Source organism: Rosistilla oblonga (assembly GCF_007751715.1).
Taxonomy (GTDB): domain Bacteria; phylum Planctomycetota; class Planctomycetia; order Pirellulales; family Pirellulaceae; genus Rosistilla; species Rosistilla oblonga.
Window position 1 is genome coordinate 175,176 of record NZ_CP036292.1, and the last position, 21,346, is coordinate 196,521.

11 protein-coding genes, 1 tRNA gene and 2 pseudogenes are annotated in these 21,346 nt (G+C 56.2%); 10 read left to right on the forward strand and 4 right to left on the reverse strand.

Annotated elements, in window-relative coordinates:
* Nucleotides 1-52: 52 nt before the first annotated feature.
* Nucleotides 53-1,282 carry an efflux RND transporter periplasmic adaptor subunit gene (locus tag CA51_RS00595; protein WP_197451492.1) on the reverse strand — a complete coding sequence of 410 codons (1,230 nt, stop codon included), beginning with the start codon at nucleotides 1,280-1,282 and terminating at the stop codon, nucleotides 53-55.
* A 657-nt stretch (nucleotides 1,283-1,939) separates the two neighbouring features.
* Here CA51_RS00595 and CA51_RS00600 point away from each other — a divergent pair.
* Nucleotides 1,940-2,013: transfer RNA gene (locus CA51_RS00600), tRNA-Arg, on the forward strand.
* A 425-nt stretch (nucleotides 2,014-2,438) separates the two neighbouring features.
* On the opposite strand, the gene CA51_RS00605 is transcribed toward CA51_RS00600, so the two are convergent.
* A complete protein-coding gene (locus CA51_RS00605; protein ID WP_145117218.1) occupies nucleotides 2,439-3,260 on the reverse strand; it encodes a glycerophosphodiester phosphodiesterase in 822 nt (273 codons plus the stop codon).
* Nucleotides 3,261-3,431: 171 nt separating this feature from the next.
* On the opposite strand from CA51_RS00605, the pseudogene CA51_RS26040 reads away from it, so the two are divergent.
* The 8 genes and pseudogenes from CA51_RS26040 to CA51_RS00635 form a co-directional block, all read left to right on the forward strand.
* Nucleotides 3,432-3,673: pseudogene (locus CA51_RS26040) on the forward strand (IS3-like element ISBlma5 family transposase); the annotation flags it as partial.
* 861 nt (nucleotides 3,674-4,534) lie between these two features.
* Entirely contained in the window at nucleotides 4,535-5,260 is a 726-nt protein-coding gene (locus CA51_RS00610; protein ID WP_145117219.1) for an outer membrane protein, read from the forward strand.
* 1,532 nt (nucleotides 5,261-6,792) lie between these two features.
* On the forward strand, nucleotides 6,793-10,464 hold the full coding sequence (locus tag CA51_RS00615; protein WP_231745912.1) for an AAA domain-containing protein: 3,672 nt from the start codon (nucleotides 6,793-6,795) through the stop codon (nucleotides 10,462-10,464).
* 245 nt (nucleotides 10,465-10,709) lie between these two features.
* On the forward strand, nucleotides 10,710-11,624 hold the full coding sequence (locus tag CA51_RS00620) for a ParA family protein (protein WP_145117220.1): 915 nt from the start codon (nucleotides 10,710-10,712) through the stop codon (nucleotides 11,622-11,624).
* 459 nt (nucleotides 11,625-12,083) lie between these two features.
* Complete coding sequence (locus CA51_RS00625) at nucleotides 12,084-14,189, forward strand: GNAT family N-acetyltransferase (RefSeq protein ID WP_145117221.1); 2,106 nt, start codon at nucleotides 12,084-12,086, stop codon at nucleotides 14,187-14,189.
* Nucleotides 14,190-14,192: 3 nt separating this feature from the next.
* Nucleotides 14,193-14,351, forward strand: a pseudogene (locus CA51_RS26045) (ASCH domain-containing protein); the annotation flags it as partial.
* A gap of 27 nt (nucleotides 14,352-14,378) precedes the next feature.
* Nucleotides 14,379-14,633: a hypothetical protein gene (locus CA51_RS26050; RefSeq protein ID WP_231746243.1), complete on the forward strand. Its 255-nt coding sequence runs from the start codon at nucleotides 14,379-14,381 to the stop codon at nucleotides 14,631-14,633.
* 555 nt (nucleotides 14,634-15,188) lie between these two features.
* On the forward strand, nucleotides 15,189-16,667 hold the full coding sequence (locus CA51_RS00635; RefSeq protein ID WP_145117223.1) for a sulfatase: 1,479 nt from the start codon (nucleotides 15,189-15,191) through the stop codon (nucleotides 16,665-16,667).
* Nucleotide 16,668: 1 nt separating this feature from the next.
* Here CA51_RS00635 and CA51_RS26320 read toward each other — a convergent pair whose 3' ends face one another.
* Nucleotides 16,669-16,800 (reverse strand): hypothetical protein, encoded by a 132-nt coding sequence (locus tag CA51_RS26320; protein ID WP_261343044.1) that lies wholly within the window; start codon nucleotides 16,798-16,800, stop codon nucleotides 16,669-16,671.
* A 575-nt stretch (nucleotides 16,801-17,375) separates the two neighbouring features.
* Between CA51_RS26320 and CA51_RS26055 the strand changes: the two genes are divergently transcribed.
* A complete protein-coding gene (locus CA51_RS26055) occupies nucleotides 17,376-19,328 on the forward strand; it encodes a BPSS1187 family protein (protein ID WP_231745913.1) in 1,953 nt (650 codons plus the stop codon).
* A 111-nt stretch (nucleotides 19,329-19,439) separates the two neighbouring features.
* Here the strand turns inward: CA51_RS26055 and CA51_RS00650 are convergent, their stop codons facing one another.
* Entirely contained in the window at nucleotides 19,440-20,696 is a 1,257-nt protein-coding gene (locus tag CA51_RS00650) for a M14-type cytosolic carboxypeptidase (RefSeq protein WP_231745914.1), read from the reverse strand.
* Between the last annotated feature and the right edge of the window lie 650 nt (nucleotides 20,697-21,346).

The following is a 21,346-nucleotide window of genomic DNA, read 5'->3' on the forward strand; positions in this document are numbered from 1 at the left end:
GATTCCGAAGAGCGTTGAAAAACATCGCCCACCGGTTGATCGTCTTGTTGCGTTAAGGCTTGATCTTCGCGATCCGACCCTGCGACGCGTCGCGCAAGATCACGTCTCCCGATTGCAGCCCTTGCAGAACTTCCAGCTGTCCGTTACGGCGTTTTCCGATCAGCACCTCCTGCTCGACAAGTTCGCCGTCTACAACCTTCCAGGTCTTTTCCGCTCCCGCGAATTCGTTGATCGCCGATTGCGGGACGACCAAGCCGGTGGCGTCGTCGTCGACCACGATCTCCGCTTCGGCAAACAGTCCGCCTCGCAGCTCCTGGCCCTCGTTTTCGATCTCCGCCTCGAAGACCAACGAACGACTCTGCTGATCCAGCATCGGGCTGATTCGCGTGATCGTCGCCGTCCGCGGCTCCGGGACCGATTCGATTTGCAGCCGTACCTGTTGGCCCAACGAAAGTGCCTGAGCGCGTCGCTCGGGAACCGAGCTGCGGAAACGCAGCGGCGAGGTGCGGACGACGACAGCGATACTCTGGCCTACCGAGATGTAGGACCCTGGTGCGGTCAGCCGTTGGTGAATGAAACCCTCCAGCGGCGAGCGGATGATCGCGTCGGTCAACTGGTTGCGGGCGAGCGACAGTTCGGCTTGGTAGCTGCCGATCGCGGCGATCTTTTCGTAGACGCCGTTCAGTGCCGAAGCGTAGCGAGCTTCGGCGACCCGTTCCGCAGCCGCGGCGAGTTCGTATTCGCCTTCGGAGACAGCCTTCTGAACTCTCAGGCTCTCGAGTCGCTTGAGGCTGCTTTGCGCTTCTTCCCACAGCGCCCGCTGCTGGCGGACCGGCGGAGCGTTTTCGGGATTTAATTCGGAGACCGGCACGCCGGCTCGCAACCCAACCGCCGCGCGAGCTTGTTCCAATTGAGCTTCGGTCTGGTCGACCTTCAGTTGAAATTCGGCTTGGTCCAGCGTCACCAACGGATCGCCGACGTTGACATAATCGCCCAGGTCGACATGCACCTCCGCCACACGGCCGGCGACCTTCGCCCCCACGACCGATTCTTCGTCGGCATCCAAACTCCCCTGGCTGCGAACGATCGTCGGCCACGGCTGCAGTGCCACCGTCATCAACTCCGCCTCGATCGTCTCCAGCGGTTCCGGCTTCGGTTCGGACTTCATTGCCGCTGCGGGAGAATCGCAGCCCGTCGCCGCCACCAGCAGACTCAGGCAGGCAGCAACACCGATGCAGTGCGCGCGAGGGGAAACGATGGATGACAGCGTGGGAACATGCATGGCAGGCCGGTGGGAGCGAGGCGGGGAGAGCTTTTGCAGCGGGGGGCGTTCTCGCCGATGGAATCGCAATCGGCACCACATCCCTGCAGTGGGTAATCTTAAACAACCCCGCAAGACGTAAATCAGACCGCGCAAAAACCCAAAAACGGCAAAAAGCGAACCTCTATTTAAATCGTTTAGGAGCGATGAATCAAGCAAATCCCGCCGCGAACTTATGTCCTCGGCTGCACCTGGAGTTACATGCCTTTGCTAGCGATTAGCCCCCTCCCATTGGAAACGCAGTGCCAACTGCCAGGCCCCCCCAGCAGCGAAAATCCCGATTTCTGCGAACCGCCACCGGCGGCAGCGTCTCTTCTGGATCGCAGGCGAACCGAGCAGTTGCGTTTGGGAACCGCCGATCCTAGCGGCAACGGCGGTCATTACGGCACCATCGCTCCAAGAAAATCCGAAATGGGCGATCGAATCGGGGGAAAGCACTGCTTGAGTCGAGGGATTGATGGCAACCTGCCGCGTAAGCGAGGGCACTCTGAAGCCTCGCGTACCCGTCGGGTTACCACTTCCCGCAACGTGCCCGTTTGAAAAAGAGATTTGCCCCAATAGAATCGGGAGTCCGGCTTGCCAGCGTAAATCAAAAAAGCTATGCTTCATCGCAGCAACGCACCCCTAGCTCAATTGGATAGAGCATCGGTCTACGGAACCGAAGGTTAGAGGTTCGAATCCTCTGGGGTGTATAAATGCCCACTCCTGACGTGTCTTGACATGTCTCGGGTGGGTTTTTTCTTGGCTTTTTGCCATCGTGCCCCCTCGGGACACTTCCCGCCCCGGCAGAGTTGTTACCACCGGCGTTACCACCGGCGTTACCACGGCGCGGGGGTCGATTCGCTTCATTTGTGCCGGGTTTCTCGGGTGTTTTCACCGCTTCGGCAAAGTCGGCTTCGGTCGTTTGCAGGTAGTGCGTTTCAGCAACCGCACCGGAGTGCCCGAACCAGTCGTTTAGGACGTGGTTAGCGTGGCGGCCAGGATCTTCTTTATCACCGCGCCATCTATATCAGTCTAAAAAGAGGATCGCGGTGAACGACCATAGGGTGGACTCCTCGTCAGTACAGACGCCTTTCAAGTGATGCTTGATCGCACCTTCGCAAGCAACGTTGCGAAACTACAGTTCACGTTTTAGCGCCAGCAACGCACTGGGGTGATCCGTATAGATACGCTGGACTCCAATATCGAGCAATTTGGACATCATGGACTGATCGTTGACAGTCCACGCTCCGGCTTCCAGCCCCGCAGCTTTGATCTTTTGAACCTTCTCCGGGGTGATAGCGCTGTACTGAAGCACAAGGGATTCAAAACCGTGTTGTTTGGCGATGCGAATGTCGTCGTCGATGTTCGTTCCGGCACCCCGATCCCAGAAGACTGGGATTTCTGGAGCGAGTTGCTTTACCTCGGTCATGAATTGCAGGTTGCCGTCGTTAAAGCCAACCCAACGCTCGGCCTTTAATTCCTTTACCAGTTCAACGGCCTCGGCCACACAATCCATCTTGGGCTGTATCGAGACCCGAGTGCGGTTCTGCTTCATGACCAGCCGCAGTACATCTTCCAGCAGCGGAATACACTGCGCCGGACATTCCTCCACCGTATTGCCGGATCGTCGCCGGAACGCCGTGGCAACATCCACCGCCAGCAATTCCTCGTAGGTTGAATCAGGTACCCTAACGTTTTTGTCGCCAACACGCTCTGTGGTCTTGTCGTGGGTCACAACCAGTCTGCCATCCTTCGTGCGAAAGATGTCGAGTTCGATCCAATCAGCCCCGACTTCCATACCACTCTTGAATGCAGACAGCGTGTTTTCGGGGAAATCACCGGAGTTGCCGCGGTGAGCCGTCACTCCATTTGCAAGAAATTCGTCGGTAGCGTCCACAGCAAAAAACACCTGCCCGAAGGCTAGTAGCAAAACCGATAGGAATTGAGTTGCCGTCATTACTTTTCTACTTCCTTAATCGTGAACCCGGATTCGTCACCTTGATGAAAGAAGATCATACCATCGATCGTGTCTCCTTCGGTGGTCGGGCAGTCAGGGTGGAATGCTCCCTAGCTCCTGATCCACGTACCATGAAAGTCTAAAGCCAGCCCTGGCCGAGGACTTTCTATCATGAAGAAACGACGACACGATCTCGAACAGATCATCAAAGATCTGCGCGACGCAGATGCCATGCATGCCGCTGGCGCAGCCAGTACGGCGGCGTGAAAAGGTGAAGTGGCTAAGCGTCTCAAGGCACTTGATGAAGTGATCAACCGGCTCAAGAAGATGGTGGCCGACCAGACCTTGGATATATTAGATGATGAAGTAAATCACCAAGGGAAGCCGACGCCCCCGCAATCGCGCCGCGCGGCAGTGGCAACGTTTCAACATAAGTTCGCTCTGTCGCAGCGACGTGCCGTCCGCATGCTCGATCAACCGCGATCGAGTTAGCGATTTGAGGTGCCCCCAAAGTCGAAGACTTACGCTTGAACACTGTTCGCGATTCGCAGGGCTGCTTCCGTACGGCCTACGGCCTCACTCCAACAGCACTGCGGATCTTCCATCCCTGCATTCCAACCCGATCTTTCATAACGCTTCGTACAGAAACCTGAGGTACCCCGCTCTGACTCCGATCCCCGTAGCTGGTGCGGTCGGTTTGGGCGGGGGCACGCGAGCAGCCCCGGACATCTTGCTGAGGGAAGTCGGTGCGTCGCGGGTAAGGTTGGCTCTATGTCTGTGACAGCATACTCGGGCTGCTTTCGGTTTGATCCTTTCGGGAGCTGTCTCCCGCACCTCCGTTTCAATTCTATCGGGCGTCGCTGCTGCGCTGACATTGGAAGCTCGGATTGGAAAGTTAGCCGGATGATCGTTGGCCGCATTCTGCGGGGCGTGAGTGAGATCCAAATCGGCTGAAAACCGAGCCGCAGGACTCTGGCTGAAGTGGGGGCGTATTCTCGTGGAGACTTGCTGTGGCCTTCGTCTGAGCGGGTAGCGGTTGCTGTGCCGCGGCGTAGAGCCGGGGTATTTGTTCCACTGGTTGTTTTTGGGTGTCAGGGAGTGGGGGTTGTGCGGGTCAGGACGCGCGCGAACGAAATACTCATTTCGCACGCTTGTTTTCGCGGATTTATATCTAGGTGTGGCAGGATCGCACACTTGCGCGACTGCGGTTGAGCTCGCCTGGACGGCTGGTTCGCGTTAACGGATCGACAACCCTCATTCAACGGAAGGATAAAATGCTGGTACAACTTCATCAAAATTCGCTTTCAAAGTGTCTTGTTGCCCTCGGCGGACTGTTGCTGAGCGTATCTGGCATGTCGAGTTTCGGGCACGCGCAGCAACCGCGATTTTTCGGTACATCGAAATGTGATTCCTATTGCGATGCTGATGGGCGGGAATGCTGTGACTACGACTGGTCGGGGGCCTACGTGGGGCTACAAGGCGGCTGGTCGTTCCTTGACCCGAACCCCGTGGCGCCAAACCATGTTCAAGAGGATTCCGATGGATTTTCTGGCGGTGTTCACGGTGGGTTCAATCGTCAGAGAGGGAAACTCGTCTATGGAATCGAGCTGGACTACACACTGACTGATCTCGATGCCACGGCGCCTTGCTTTAATCCCGCTTTTGTCTGCGGAGCCTCATCTGACTGGAATGCTTCGGTCCGCGGACGATTTGGCATCGCCTTCGACAGGCTGCTGCTGTTTGGCACCGCAGGATTTGCGTTCGCCGACTACGAAGGATTTACTCGATTGATCGCTACTGGCGTCACATACGACGACGAAAAAACGCTGACAGGTGGGACGTATGGTGGCGGCCTCGAGTACGCTGTTTCCGAGCGTTTGCGTGTAAGAAGCGAATATCGATACAGCAACTTCGGCACAGAAGATATGAGCTATGACAGCACGTATACCGTCGACCCTGACTTGCATTCGGTAATTTTCGGAGCCAGCTTCGCGTTCTGAGCATTTGTTTCATGAGCGTCAGAAGAGGCGAAGAGCGGATCGGAGGCAGCTGTTATCCATCGGTCCGCTCGTCTGTTTGCTAGGTGGTTCCGCCAGAGTCTTGGTCGCCGCAGCAAGCAACCGTTTGCCAATCTTTATTGCGTGCCGTTGGGTGATCCTTTATGGAGGTCGAGGCGGTCGATGGTCTTGATGTCCACGTGCCGCATCCGTTGGCAAACCAGCTCTTACGGCATATCGGCATCGGTTAGTCGCTGAGTAAAGGTTCGCCGAAGGTCGGTGGGAGCTGGCGCATTTGGCTGGCGATCCTGTTCTCGAGTTGCCTTCGTCTACGATGGTGATGAACCTCACGCCAATCTTGCTGTCGGTGGTGTCGGCACATCATTCCGTTAGTCGCGTTGTGCGTCGTCCGCGTTCGCAAAGGTGCCAGAGCGCTGCTGAATGCAGTCTGGCACGCGGCTGCGAAACCAAGTGTTGGCGATGCGGGGCTCTCAGCAGCAAACCACTCTCGCTGCGCATACATTATTCTGCCAAATACGAGCTACCGTTTCGGTCTCGGCAGGCAACGCGGCCGCGCAACGAAAGAATGGCGTGAGTCGTCGCGGTGATCGTTTTGCTTTGTGTACGGTAAAGCGTTGGCAGGATGATGAGGACAGAATGATTTCGTTGGGGATTTTTAATTCGACAGGCGTTCGCTTATTTGATTGAGACCGCTTTCGCTGCTCTCCGAATTATTCTGCCCCCATCATTCTGCCAAATATCAATCGCCGTTTCGGTCTCGGCAGACAACGCGGATGCACAGCGAAAGAGTGGCGTGAGTCGACGCGGTAATCGCTCTGGTTTGTGTACGGTGAAGCGTTGGCAGAATGGTGAGGACAGAATGATCTGGATGGGGATTTTCAATTCGACAGGCGTTCGTTTATTTGATTGAGACCGCTTTCGCTGCTCTCCGAATTATTCTGCCCCCATCATTCTGCCAAATATCAAACGCCGTTTCGGTCTCGGCAGACAACGCGGCCGCGCAGCGAAAGAGTGGCGTGAGTCGTCGCGGTGATCTTCTGCTTTGAGAAGGCAGAAAGGGGACACGCATAAAATGCTTGCCTTCTCCATGTCTTGAGGCAGGAATCCGAGAGGGGGCGTGTAATCGCGAACGGGAGGTGGGGAGTCGGTATCGGCCCCCGGGGCGCGATGGCTGTCCCCAAATTGCATCGGACCGCACCGATAAGCGTCCGGCGAATAACGGCTGCTCCTGGACCGCTGTCACGCTTCGAAAGCAGCCAGACCGGCAAAGGTTCGCAAGACGAAAGGGGGCACGAATTTGTGAACAACGCCGGGGTGCAGGGTGTACTGATTGCTTCCCCTCCGCAAGTTGCCTAGGATTTGCGAAACGAGATTGCACGCCATTGGGGTTGCCATCTAAGACTGCATTCGCTGAGTCGACTTAAGCACCTCGGCAAGTAAACGGATGTCCCAGGGGGACCGTGCAACGCAACGTTATTCAAAGTTGGAAAATTTCAGAATAGGCGGATCAAACCATGTCAGTTGATGATTCTCAATGGGGCGCTGGGATCAAAGGCCCGCTTGAATTTTCGCCTGCCAGCTATGCTATCGATTTGAACTTGCCTGATGCCGACAACCAGCTTCTCAGAGACGCTGCCCGGGCTATTCGTCGAGAATACCGCGACTCGTCCAAATGGAAAGAGATGAAATGTCGCAATGTTCGGGGCATTTCGGAAAGTGACACGGGGACGGTGTTCGAATTGCAGATCGGTCATGCAATCGAATTCGACTGGTCTTGGGAAGGGGCGTTGGCCTTCCGACCTTTGCGCACGAAGGATTTCAAGAACTCCGATGGTTCTCTATATCACAATCCGTCACTCACCCCCGAGATCGACGATTCCATTGTCTGGACGGGCGAACTGCTTGAGGTCGACGAAGCTCAAGGGCGGATTTTCGTTGCGGTTGCAGATCCAGAACACCCACCACGACGCGGATCGTTTTACGTTCGCCCATTCGAGTTCCTTCAGTTTCTAGACCGCATCTTCAACGGGCCGGAATTCTGCGACGCACAATCTCAACTTGCCGAGCGATTATTGGCGGCACAAGGAAACATGCATCCACAGGTTGCGGAGGCGAACGATGTCGGGCTACCCTCCCTCGTCGATTGGTGGCAAAAATCATGGAGTGTGCTGTGGGGACCCCCCGGAACCGGCAAGACATATACTACCGGCCAGCAGGTGGCGGCAGTTCTTAATGACCCCACCGAACGCATCCTGGTTGTCTCGACGACCAACCGTGCAACCGATGCAGCCGCGATTTCTATTGGCAGAGCAGCGCGAGAGGCTGGTTTTGATCTCGATGATGGTGACATTTTACGGATTGGCAAAGGAGCGTCACTCAAGAGCTTTGAACGCGAACGTCTTGAGGCAATGCTGCGAGGCACGGAAACGGACTATTTGGCTCAGATCGACGCGTTGGCACAGCGACTTGTTAGTGTGGAAGATTTCGAAGAGAAAGCTCTGATCCGAAAAGAGATAAAAAACTTGCAGGGGAGCATGCGGGACGCCGCCGCACGGAACTTTCTTGACGATAACGTCAGGGTTGTGGTCGGTACTTCATTCAAGGCGATATCCAGCCTCTGCTATGAAGAAGTCAAAGAAGACTTTGGACGTGGGAACGCCCCCTTCACGACGGTGTTCATCGATGAAGCGGGGCTGATGTCGAGAGTTGCGGTTGCGGCATTGTCGCTTTTGGCAAGTCGTCGGGTGGCACTTGTCGGCGACTCAAAACAGCTTGCTCCTATCAGCCGGATCAGCCGCATTCTCGAACCGGCGCAAGGCAACTGGCTGGCCCGAAGTGGCCTGAGTCATCTCGACAATATCAACCGCGCGGTCGATGGCGTACATGTGCTCAGCGAACAGCGGCGGATGCACAGTGATGTTTGCGATGTCGTTTCCGCTTTTCAGTACGATGGGTTCCTGACGACGGCACCGGAAGTAGACGAACGGGCGTTCACCTTACCCAGCACACTTGCCGAGCAACCGCGTGCCATTTGGTATGTATTGGATGATGACACCGATGATATCCCATCAATTCGCGCTGGACGGGGGCCGGGCAATCGAAGCTGGGTGCGTACGGCCACGATCAAAGTGCTAAAGAAGCTCTTCGCCGACAAAAGCCTGCGGTCGGCAAACGGCCTGTTCATTTCACCTTTCAAGGCTCAAGCGAAGTCGATTCATTCGTTTTTTGTTAAGAACGAAATGGACTCATGGATGGCGTCCACGGTTCACAGCCAGCAGGGTTCAGAAGCAGATATCGTGATCTTTGATTCTGTCAACGCTGGAAGCTATGGATGGCCGTTTGATGAATGGAAGCGTTTGGTGAACGTTGCGTTGAGTCGTGCTCGCGAATCGATCATTGTCATTTCCAGTCGAGCAGAAATGGAGGAGCCGTATCTGCGCCCGTTGATGCGACATCTCTCACCTAAATGCGTACGCAGGAAAGGGAACCGTCTTTCATGGGATGATGTTTCAGTCGAGACAGAGTTCAAGTTGCCAGAGCAAATCGCTGAAAAGTCTGCTGACTACAAAGTAGAGGAGCCAGTTTCGATTGGGGGGCAGCTTGCCAAACGAAAGGAACTTCGGCCCGTGTTGTCCCACGAGCAGGAGAGACTCTGCGGACTGGAGCTGGACGGCAAGCCAAGGCTGGTGCGTGGTGTTGCTGGTAGCGGTAAGACGGTGGTGTTGGCGCACTGGTTGATGAAGACGGTCAAGCGTTTGCAAGACGAACCAGACGTTCGCATCTGGGCTGTGTTTGCGAATCGATCGCTTCAATCGCTTATCGAAACGTCAATCCATCAGGAATGGGACAAAGAAACGAACGGCAAGCCGTTTCCCCTAAGCCGCGTTGAGCTTCATCACATTCGAGAGATTCTCGACGTGATGCTGAGGGACGTTGGGCTTAACGCTGAGAGTTACGGGTTCGAGTATGACGATGCTGCTGCAGCATATCTTGAGCATGCTTCGGCGTCCGACATTCGCCCCCGATGTGACGCTCTCTTCATCGATGAAGCACAAGACATGGGGCCAAACACGTTGAAGTTGCTGTCTGCCATCGTCAAGCAACAAGACGAGGAAGACGAAAACAGCCGAGCGATCAACATCTTCTACGATAACGCCCAAAATATTTATGGCCGGAGCACGCCCAAGTGGTCTGAGTTTGGCTTGGACATGCGTGGACGATCCACTGTGATGAAGGAGAGCTTCCGTAGCACGAAGCCCATCACGGAATTTGCGCTTAATGTGCTGTACCGACTTCAGTCACCTGAATCGAATCCTGACCACAAGGAACTTGTCACAAGAGGGCTGGTTGAGAGAACGATACGAGGCGATTCTGACTGGTGGAATGTTCGCTTCAATCAAGTGGATGGTCCAAAGCCAAAATTCAAACAATACGGAAACCTCGAACAGGAATTTGATGCAATTGGTGACTACTGCCGTGAATTGATTGTCGATCACGGGGTTCAGCCATGCGACATCTGCCTGATCTACAACGGAAGCAATATCCCCGGCTGGCTCAAGAGAAGGACTGCTCCAAAGCTTGGAGGATTGGGCGTGGAGTTGTCTGTGCAGCGGAACAGGCCATACCAGCGTGGCAATCACGTTTTGCTGGCGACCACATCTCACTCATTCAAAGGTTACGATTCCGAAATCGTGATCGTGCCGGGCGTTGATCAGTACAAAGCAAACGGCGTCGGCGTGCTGGCAAACAATCTCTACGTTGCAATGACCAGAGCACGTTCGGTACTGACGATGTTCTCTCAACGCATGAACGACCCCAACTCGCAATTGCTTTACGAAGTGCTTGGCGACTGCCTCGATCAACTCGAAGAGCGACCTGACGTCGAAACGGATACGAGCGGCCAAGACGACCTTTTCGATATCCTTGATCAAATCGGACACAGCCACCGCACGTGGCTGACAGAAATCTGGAACAAGCACGGCATCTCGCAGGAGCCACTGCAGACCGACAAAGGCGAGATCGTGGCTGATCCACTCTTTTCATTTCGAGTCGCCACGCAACGTTACGCCTGCTTTGGAAAGCAACCACCACGGAAACGAATTCGCCAACGACTTGAAGATTTTGGAATAAAGTTGGTTGAGCCGGGCCAAGACGTCATGGACTCTGCCAATGGAGAGAAGCCATGACGGAAACAGGATCCTCCACGGCGCGTGGTCGAATGGGTTCTCCTGCGTTTTGAGTCTTAAAGGCGGTTTGCAGCTATCAGGATGGGACCTACTCGCTCGTTTGTCTCAACGGTCGCTTCCTTGATCCAGTTGCCCAGTCCCCAGTTGCCTCACGCATCTGCTATCATCGCTCGTTGTTTTGGTGGGGCATGTCCGTCAGGTTGATGGGCGAGGTTTGTCGATGTGGGTGCTAGGAGGAGCGGAGGATGGCGGTGATCCTGTTTACCAACTTAAAGGGTGGTGTGGCGAAGACGACCAACGCTATCGCGGTTGCCGAGTGTTTGGCTTCTTCGGGCAAGCGGACGCTGTTGATCGATGCCGACCATCAATGCACCGCCAGCGAGTTGTTGCTTGGCGAACAGGCACTGATCGAGCTGGATCGGAAGAAGCGGACGCTGCACGATCTGTTGTCGGAGATGTTGAAGCCGGAATTTGAAGCGAAACAGTTTGATGCCTACGTGAGGCCGAGCGCTTCGAACATCGGCGGCGGGATCGAAGACCTGTCCGTCATCCCCTGCTCGGTCCGGATCGACGACTTTCAAACCAACTACGCCAAAGGGGGCCACGGGTTCCATACCTGGCAAGACTTCCGCAAGTTGTTCAATGCAAACCGTCTGCAATTCCGCCGCTGGCTGAAGCAGTTTGCGTATGTGATCGTCGACTGTCCGCCAAGCCTCTCGCTGCAGGTCAAGCTGTTCCTGGGGATTGCCGACGGCTACGTCGTCCCGTGCCAGCCGAATCGATTATCGATCCGCGGCCTGCTGTGGCTCAGCGACCGAATTCAGAACTACCGCTACAAAACCGTCTGCCTCGGCACGTTGTGGTCGATGTGTCGCGGCAACGATCGAATGCACAAAGCGATCATCGAAGGGGCCGCCAATAATCACGCTCAGCTGCGCGACTTGCCCACCCCCTTCGAAACGACGGTCCCCTTAGCAGCCAACATCGCCCACGCTGGCGAACTAACTGACAAGCAACCCAAGACGTTCCGAGCGAAATACGGGACCGAGTTTGGCAGGATCTACGAGCAGATCTGCGAAGAGCTGATGGAGCGGGTCGAGGCGTTGGAATCGGAGCGAGCTGAGAAGCGGAGAGGTAGGCCAGTGACGGCTAGGGCCTGACCGAAACGGAGAAGCTTCGTGAGTCGGCCGGCCACGTTTTTTTACATGGCGTCGATATAGCACTTTAGGCGAGTTTCCTCGACCGCACCCTCGTAGTCGAAAAGTGCCTGGACCCGAAAGCACCGGTGTTAGCGAGGAATGAGCGAGCCGAGGGTAGCGTTTTTGCAAGCAGGATCACCGTCACCTGGACGATGCTTCAGCTCCTGATCGGCTGCACTCGCCTCTCCGGCACAAAAGATATTCACACGTTCGAAAGACGATTAGAGCGTATCGACGATGACGCACGACATTTCCTTCCCTGCAAGCGATTCTGACGCGTTCATTTAGTTGCATCCGTGGTTTGCTAAGTGACGTTTAACGTTCACTGGTGGCTGCTTGCTTCACTCGCAAGCATTACACTAATGTTCCATCAATATCGAAAGTCGGAAGCCAAAAGTTTGAGCTAGTGGGGGCAAGGTTTTGACGGATCACGAAATTGTTGTTCGTCCAATTGAAACGGCTGACGAACTTGATGCGGTGAAGGAAATTTACCGCACGCAAAAGGCACTCTTGGGTTTCTTTCCTGATGAAGCGTTTCAACAGCGTGCCGATGCCAAACAGATTTTGATCGCGTGGTCCGATAGCGACGCAGCTGGCTACGTGTTGTTCGCGACCAATCAGCGGTATGAGGTTCGGATCACTCATCTATGCGTGAAGCCTGATTATGGAAATCGGAAAATTGCAAAGCAGTTAATCGCGGCGTTAGTGGAGGCATACCCGAACCGTTCTCGCATCCGCCTCAATTGCAGAGTCGATTACGAAGCCGCCGGCAGATACCGTCGGATGGGTTTTTCGGAGCTGCGTCGTTTTCCAGGTAAAAAGCAAGGTGGCAGCGAGCTCATTGCTTTTGCGCTGGCAATAAATGAAACTCCTCTGTTCGACGCACTAGACGAGCCAAGCGAAACAGCAACCGTTGTGTGTGACACGATGGTTTGTATCGACATTGAGGATCAAGACCGACCGCACCACAAAGCAAGCAGCGGGCTACGAGCTGATTGGCTGGTTGATGAAATCAATTTGAAAGTTACGCCTGGAATTTTTGCTGATCTCGGTCGTCAGGCGGAGCCGCTACGGAGCGACATGATTTCGGCCGTGAAGACCGGTTGGGACCAGGTGGCAGCGGATCATCTGGAGGTAGAGCGACAGTTGAGGGAGGTCCGCCAGATCATGGGCGAGCCAAAGGATGATTCAAGTGCTTCGGATCAAAGGCATATCGCCATTGCCGCAGCCATTGAGGCCGCAGCATTCGTCACTCGTGATGAGGAAGTCCTGAGCTTCCGCGAACAAATCCAAAGCTCGCTTGGTTTACGCTTGCTTCCGCCTGCCGAGTTTATAACCGAATACGATGCGGTGCTGAACTCGCATCGCTATCAATACCGTGAACTGTCTCGATCCGGAATCGAACGACGCCGAGTAGCTTCGATAGACGAGTTTGATCTGAAGTGTTTTATCGACTCAGCAGGTGGCGAGAGTCTGAAAGTGTTCCGTGCTGAACTAATCGCGATGCTCGCCGCTCCACGTGAGTGGGAGATTTATCGTGTTTGTTCGCGAAGCGATGAGTGTATTGCGTTGTTCGCCATTCGAATTTTGGACGGCGGCGCCCGTGATATCCAACGACTTCGCTTGAGTCGGCGTCTAGTTGGCACTCGTTTCGGTCGCATCCTTGCGGAGTACTTTGCCGATCAACCGCTCGGGGCATGGCGAAGCGGACAGCGCAGAACAGTAACGATTTCGGATCGTTTTGCGACGCCGCTTGTTTTGGGTGCATGTTCGCGGCGGGGCTGGTGTCAAGCCGATGGAGCGCTGTGGAGGCTTTCGTTGCCAGGACAGTGGAGCCAAGACAGTCTGAGTGCTGAACTTTCGGCGATGAGTGATTCGGGAATTGTTCCGGTGGAGTTTGCAGAACAGATTTCAAGATCGGTTGATATCGATCACAATCGCTTAGGCAACGAAGTTGAAACGCAGCAACTTGAGCGTTTGATTCATCCAGGCAAGGTCACTTTCGGTCAACTACCAACATGGGTAATACCGATACAACCCCGTTGGGCACAGGAGCTTTTCGACTTCCGGCTCTGGGATTTGCCTCTTTTTGATCCAGAAACATCATTGGTAATCAACCCGGACTCGGCCTATTACAAGAGCCCCCGGCAGGGGCCTAGCACCCCATTTGGACGGATTTTGTGGTACGTCAGCGGTGACAAGCGAAAAGGTGGTGGTCGGGTTAGGGCATGCTCGACTTTGACCAAACGTGTCCAAGGTACAGTCAAGAATCTGTTTCGTGAGTTTCAACGGTTCGGTGTCTACGAATGGCGTCATCTGATGGAAAACTTCAAAGACGCCGACGCCCAAGGCTTGGCAATTGAATTCACAAGTACGGAGTTGTTCGAGACCCCGATCACTTTCGAGGTCGTAAACGACGTTTTAGAGTCTCACGGTATGAAGCGACAACAGTTCATTTCCGCCGTTCTGATCCCCGATTCTGCTTTTCAAGAAATCTATTCGCGATCCACACAACGTGAGCATTGACCTATGTTGTTTCTGTCTATCCATCCAGAGCACGTCAAAGCGATTGTTGAAGGCCGCAAGACGGTTGAGCTTCGCAAACGCAAACCAAGCATTGACCCTGGATCCGCGGTAGTCATCTACGCGACAATGCCGAAGTGTGAAGCGGTCGCGGTCGCCACTGTCGAGGCAATTCAGGTTGGGGAACCAACGATGATTTGGCGAAATTGCGGCAAGCTGACTGCTGTTTCAGTGCAAGCGTTCAACGACTACTTCGACGGTGCTGGCAAAGCGGTCGGCATTCACCTGTCGAGTATCGCTGTTTTTAAAGAACCCGTTTCTCTTGGGGAGCTTCGCCAGCGTTGGGGCGGTTTTCAACCGCCCCAACAGTATCGCTATCTTGACTCAAAGCAACAGAAGTTTATTACAGCTCGAGAAACGACTGTTGGCGGTTGTCCGCTTTCCTAGCTATCTAAGATCGCTTGTGAGTGCATGGTGGCATTCGCGGTGTTGGCGTGATTCGTGGGCCGGGTTTGAGTCGTGGAGTTCTGTCGTCGCTCCGCGACTTTAGGTTGTAAGGGGGCCCCGTTACCTGGGACTTGCGTCCCAGGCTTTATCCTGCCATGGCTTCGCCATTTTGCGATTCGCGGGCCCGTTTGGGCGTTGTGGATCTGCGCCCCCCGTCGGGGGCGGCGATCGATTGTTGGTTGGATTTCCGGTGGTGTTCGCTACGCTCAAACCACCGGCTACCGTTTGGGATCCCGTCGGGATCCGGTGGGGGCGAGCGATTCGTCCGTTTCGGCTGAAGCCTCGATTCCAGCGGGTCGCTGCGCTCGGGCCATCAACTGCCGTTTGGGATTCCTGCGGGATCTGGTGGGAGCGAGCGACTCGTCCGTTTCGGCTGAAGCCTCGACTCCAGCGCTGTATTGGTTTTGTAGGAATTCGTTTTGGGGAATCGGGCGATGTACAATCTCCTCTGTGCCTGATTCCTCCCGAAATGAAAATCATCTTATGGCGGTAACGATGCAGCTTTTGAAATTTGTCGTTCGCGATTCGCTCGCGCTGTGGGTTCTTGTCTCGATATGCGTCGGCTTTGGTGGGTTCGCTCGCGCTGCCGACGACGCTCGACTTCCCAATGTCGTCGTCTTTCTTGTCGATGACTTGGGCTACATGGATATCGGAGCGAACAACCCGGACTGTTTTTATGAGACGCCGAACATCGACGCTCTGTCGAATACCGCGATGCGTTTCTCCGATGGGTACGCGGCCAATCCGGTCTGCTCACCCACGCGATACAGCATGATGACGGGCAAATACCCGTCGCGCGTCGATGCCACCAATTTTTTCTCCGGCAAGCGAAGTGGCACCTTTGAACCGGCTCCGTTAAACGACAACATGCCGTTGGAAGAAGTGACGGTCGCCGAGGCGCTGAAGACCAAGGGCTATGCAACTTTCTTTGCCGGGAAGTGGCATCTGGGAGAATCCGAAAAATATTACCCTCAGAACCAAGGCTTCGACGTCAATGTTGGAGGCCACAGCAAAGGGGGGCCTTATACGGGTAAGAAATATTTTGCACCGTTCAAGAATCCGCAGATGGCGGTCGAGAGTCCGGATGGGGACCATCTGCCCGATCGCTTGGCTCGCGACACCGCGCGATTCATCGATGCTCACAAAGCGGGACCCTTTTTCGCTTACTTGTCGTTCTATTCGGTTCACACGCCGCTGATAGGGCGTCCCGATCTTGTCGCCAAATACAAGGCGAAGGGGGCGAAGGTCAACGGGCAGGAGTTTGGTGACGAAGAGCAGGTCTTTGGCGATCAGCCGCGGAAGGTTCGGATCTTGCAGAAGCATGCGGTCTATGCCGCGATGGTCGAGGCGATGGACGAAGCGGTTGGCAAGGTGCTGGCGCAGATCGAAGCGTCGGGCGTGGCCGACAATACGATCGTGATCTTCACGTCGGACAACGGTGGCCTGTCGACTAGCGAAGGTTCGCCGACCAGCAACCTGCCGCTGCGTGGCGGGAAGGGCTGGGTGTACGAGGGAGGGATTCGAGAGCCGTGGATCGTTCGCTATCCCGGAGTGACGGAGCCCGGTTCGGTCAGCGACCAGCCGATCTGTTCGATCGATCTGTTTCCCACGGTCGCAGCTGCCGCAGGAGTCGAGTACCAACACGCGGTCGATGGAGTCGATCTGATGCCGGCGCTGCGAGGCGGTTCGCTCGATCGCCAATCGCTCTACTGGCACTATCCTCACTACAGCAATCAAGGGGGCATTCCGGCGGGCGCGATTCGCGAAGGGAATTTCAAATTGATCGAACGCTACGAAGATGGCCGCGTTCATCTGTATGATCTCAAGTCGGACATTGGCGAGCGGAATGATCTGGCCGCCGAAGATCCCGACCGCGTCGATCAAATGCGCCGTCGGTTGCACGCGTGGTACAAAACGGTCGACGCGAAATTCCTCCAGCAAAAAAAGAATGGCCCCAAACCATGGGCTCCGTAATTTAGTGCGCCGGTGAATCGGTCGTCGGTGATTCGATTACGCGATCGTTTCCGACGGTGTTCATCGCGCGGCGGTTGTGCTGGACGCGATGGATCCCGAAGGGATGCAAGAAGGTAGCCGGAGGTCGTCGCACAGCGGCGTGCCTCCGGAACGTGAGGCCCCGATGCGCGATGATCCCGGAGGGATCGTAGATCGATGTTTTTGCCACAGAGAGCCCAGAGGCCACCGAGGGTTGCGGCGAGCGAATTGGGATGCGGGGTTCGTTTAGGTGTTTTGTTTTCAGCTCCGTTTGTGAATCGATAATATCATTCGCGGGGTGTGATGCGCGTGCTGGTTTTGAGGCGTGGAGTTCTGTCGTCGCTCTGCGACTTTGCGTTGTAATGCGGGGCCCCGGTACCAGGGACTTGCGTCCCTGGCTTTAACCTGCCATGGCTTTGCCATTTTGTGATTCGCGGGTTGGTTTGGGCGTTGTGGATGTGCGTCCCCGTCGGGGGCGGCGATCAGTTCTGCGATATGGACCGGTGGTGTTCGCTGCGCTCAAACCACCGGCTACCTTCTTGAGAATCCCTGCGGGATTTCCGTTTCGGCTGAAGCCTCGACTCCAGCAAACGGGGCGTCTCCAATTGGGATCGGTTTTAGTTATCATTGTTGGACCCCGCGGGGGCTCCGCACCACTCTCCTTTCTCCTACCCCACAGCAGACGACACTATGTTTCGAGCACGCATGTTCTTTTGGCTCTTCGCCCTCACCACGATCGGGATCGGCGAGTCGGTGGGTGCGGATCCGAAGACTGACGATTCGCCCAAGCACGTTCGCATCCTCACGATCGGCAACAGTTTTACTAATAACGCAACGCGTTATCTGGATGAGATCACCGAGGCGGCTGGCCACAAGCTGACTCACAAATCGCTGACGATCGGCGGGTCGCCTCTGGAGCTGCACGCGGCGAAAGCGATTGCGTTTGAGAAGGATCGCAGCGATCGCTCGGCCTTCTATTCGAAAGGCGAGAGTTTGCAGCAGGCGTTGCAGAGCGAGGACTGGGATTTCGTCACGATCCAACAACTGAGCGTGCGGAGTCATGACGTCGAGACGTATCGTCCGTACGCGGCCCAGTTGGCTGATATCATCCATCGCTACGCGCCGCAGGCGAAGCTGTTGGTGCATCAAACATGGGCTTATCGAAGCGATGATCCTCGCTTCCGTCGTTCGCGTAAATCCAATGGCGGACCGACGACGCAGCAGGCGATGTACGAAGGGTTGAGCGATGCGTACCGGACGATTGCTGCCGAGCTGTCGGCGAGCCGGATTCCTGTCGGCGATGCGTTTTGGATCGCCGATAACGATCCCAAATTTGGGTATCGCGCGGCGGAGGACTTCGACGCCGGGAAACTGGAATACCCCGAACTGCCCGCTCAAACGCATTCGCTGCACACCGGATACCGCTGGAACAATCGCGATGGCAAACGAACGCTCGGAATGGATGGCCATCACGCCAACTTGGCGGGTGAATATCTGGGAGCCTGCGTTTGGTTCGAGGGCTTGTTCGCCGAGAGTGCGGTCGGCAACGGATATGTTCCCGAAAAGCTCGACCGCGAGTACGCCGCGTTTTTGCAAACCGTCGCTCACAAGGCGGCTCAGCAAGGTGGCGATGTCGTCCGTGGCATCCCCGCAGAGCCGAAGATGGTGAAAGATCCGTCGCCGCAGCGGTATCAGTTTCGTGTCCGCGCCAGCGAGATCGATTCGCGAACCGGGGAATATCCGGCGATCGGTTTTGTTTCGGGCACCGACGAGAAGCCTGCCGATTTGGAGTTCGCGTCGGTCGATACTCGCGTCGCTCCCAAGGGCAAATTGGCGATCTGGTTGATGGGGCACAACGGCGGACTGTTCGAGCGTTGGAACGAATATGGAATCCATGCGATCGGAGTCAGTTACGCCCGCGGATGGTTCGGCAAGCTAGCTCAGCCCCAACCTTCGGATGCGTATGCCCGCGGACGGATTCGGTTGGAAGCAGCCACCGGATTGGATTTCAGCGATGAATTGGATCTGTTGCCTCCCGATGGAGCCGCCGAGCGAGCGCGTCAATTGTTGTTGTGGTTGTCCAAGGAGAATCCGCAGGGGAACTGGCAGCAGTTTCTGGCCGACGGTGGATCGCGATTGCGTTGGGACAAGATCATCATGACCGGCGCGTCGCACGGCAGCACCACCGCCGCTCGGTTCGCCAAGCATCAACGCGTCGATCGGGTTGTGATGTTGTGCGGGCCGCGAGACCAAGATCAGGATTGGCAGAGCTTGCCCTCGGCCACTCCCGCCAATCGATTCTTCGGGTTCACTCACGTCCTGGATGGCGGTTGGACCGGCGACCATTATTGTCGCTCTTGGGAGATGTTAGGCATGAATGCGTTTGGCCCGATCGTCGACGTCGATTCCACTACGCCTCCCTACGAGAACTCGCGCAGCTTGATCACCGCAGCGGATGTGGGAGGAGACGCAGGCCGCGCCCATGGCTCGGTCACTCCCGGTCGCTCTTCGCCTAAAAACGAAGTCGGCAAATTGAAGTTTGATCCCGTCTGGCGTTATTTGTACACGCACCCCGTCGATGAAGTCGGCGTGGCGACCGAAGAAGATCCCGGTTGCAAACGCGTCCACGTGAAGTACGACTGACCGGCCGCTCGGTGCCGCTGCTCGGTGCCGCTGCTCGTCTGCGTCGCGTTATGCGCGGGCACTTTCGGTTGAGGAGCGAGATCGCTTATCGATCGTCAGTCGCCCGCGAGGCTACGGCTTCTTGGGTTGTTTGGCCAGGAACTGTTGCGTGGCGATGGCGAGGTTTTCGCCGACAGCTTTGTAGCCCGTCGGCGTGCTGGTGGGAGAATTCCAGGCCGTTTCCAGGCAGACGCTGACTGTGTTGGGATTGCCGTTCAGGCTGACCCAGTTCGTGCTGATCTGTCGCCACAGTGGATGATAGGTCGATCCCGTCACCCTCGGCTTGTTGCTCATCGGAATCGAAGGCTTGATGCTGCTGATCCGTTGGTGAGCAAGTTCCATGAAGTCGTCGGTTGAATCCGCAGCCTGGGGCTTCAACAATTCCCGCGACGGGACGAAGAAGAATGTCGAATCTCCGGGGCCTGGGTTGTGGAGATCGATGAACAGATCCATCCGGTTTTGGTCGATCAGTTCGCCCACTTTTTGCTGAGCCGCGAGGATTTCGTTCCAATGAGGCTTGGCCGCCCAGTCGCGGTTGTGGTCGCGCGGGATCGCGTTTTTACCGCCGTTGCCGGTCGCTGTGTTGTCGATGTCCATGATCGGAACCAGATAGACGTCGGCGTGTTGTCGCAACCAAGCCGCTTGGGGATCGTCGCCAGCCAACCAATCAGCGAAACCCTCGGCGACCCAGCTGGAACCACTCTCCCAAGCATGCTGCCGAGCCTGGATCCAGACGCCAAAGCGCTGCTCCGCCGTGCGCGTTCCCTCGTGGAAGTGGAGCATCGGAACCTCGCGATCTTCGCGCGATCGGCACAACTGCATCGCTTCGACGTGCGGTGAGGCTTCGCTTAAGCGAGTCGCAAGTCTTTCGGCAGTCTTGGGTGTGTAAGGCGGTCCCCAGGCGACGTACACCGACGATGCATCGGGGGTGAGTTTGTAGGTCATGATATGACCGTCGCGCTGCCCCGGATCGGTTTGTTGCCATGTTTTGCCGTCGGTCGAATAGGTCGCTCGCTTCGGCATTGCCCAGGACGCCCCCAGCGGTGGCTGATTGCCGACGGTAGCTGTCGAGCCACGCAGTTGGAGCGTGATTGCTTGTCCGGGTTGGATACCATCGATGCGAAAGTACCACCAACAAGGCCAACCGCGAGCGGGATCTCCGCCGGGCATAAATCGAATGCTGCCAGCCGCCGGATCGATTTCGACCTCCGCAACCGATCCCCCTTCGAAATCAGCAGCGACCGACAGCAGGTCGTCGGCGAAGAGTTGCTCGCCGGCAATCGCAAGCGACAGGAAGGCAAGCGGGACAAGAAGTTGTCGCGGGTTCATCGGTGGGGACTCCATCGTTCTCTCGGCCCATCAGGCCGATGCATTCATCGGATTGTGAAACGCGTAACGATACCATCGGTGAACCCAAGAGTCGAATTATCCCATCGAAGCGGCGGTGAGAGTGTGGGCCTACGGTAATCTCAGCGTGAGGTGATCCCGAAGGGATACGAGATGGTAGCCGGAGGTCGTCGCGCAGCGGCGGACCTCCGGAACCTGAGGCCCCGAGGCGCGATGAAGAACGATCCCGAAGGGATGCAAGATGGTAGCCGGAGGTCGCCGCACAGCGGCGCACCTCCGGAACCTGAGGCCCCGAGGCGCGATGAAGTACGATCCCGAAGGGATGCGAGAAGGTCGCCGGAGGTCGCCGCGCAGCGGCGCACCTCCGGAATCTGAGGGCCCGAGGGAGATGGTCCCGGAGGGATCGCAGATCGGTGGTTTTGCCACAGAGGACTCAGAGGCCACCGAGGGATACAGCAAGCGGATTGATGTTTTGTTTTCAGCTCCGCTTGTGAATCGATAATATCATTCGCGGTGTTGGCGTGATTCGCGGGCCGGTTTTGAGACGTGGAGTTCTGTCGTCGCCCTGCGACTTTGCGTTGTAATGCGGGGCCCCGGTACCAGGGACTTGCGTCCCTGGCTTTAACCTGCCA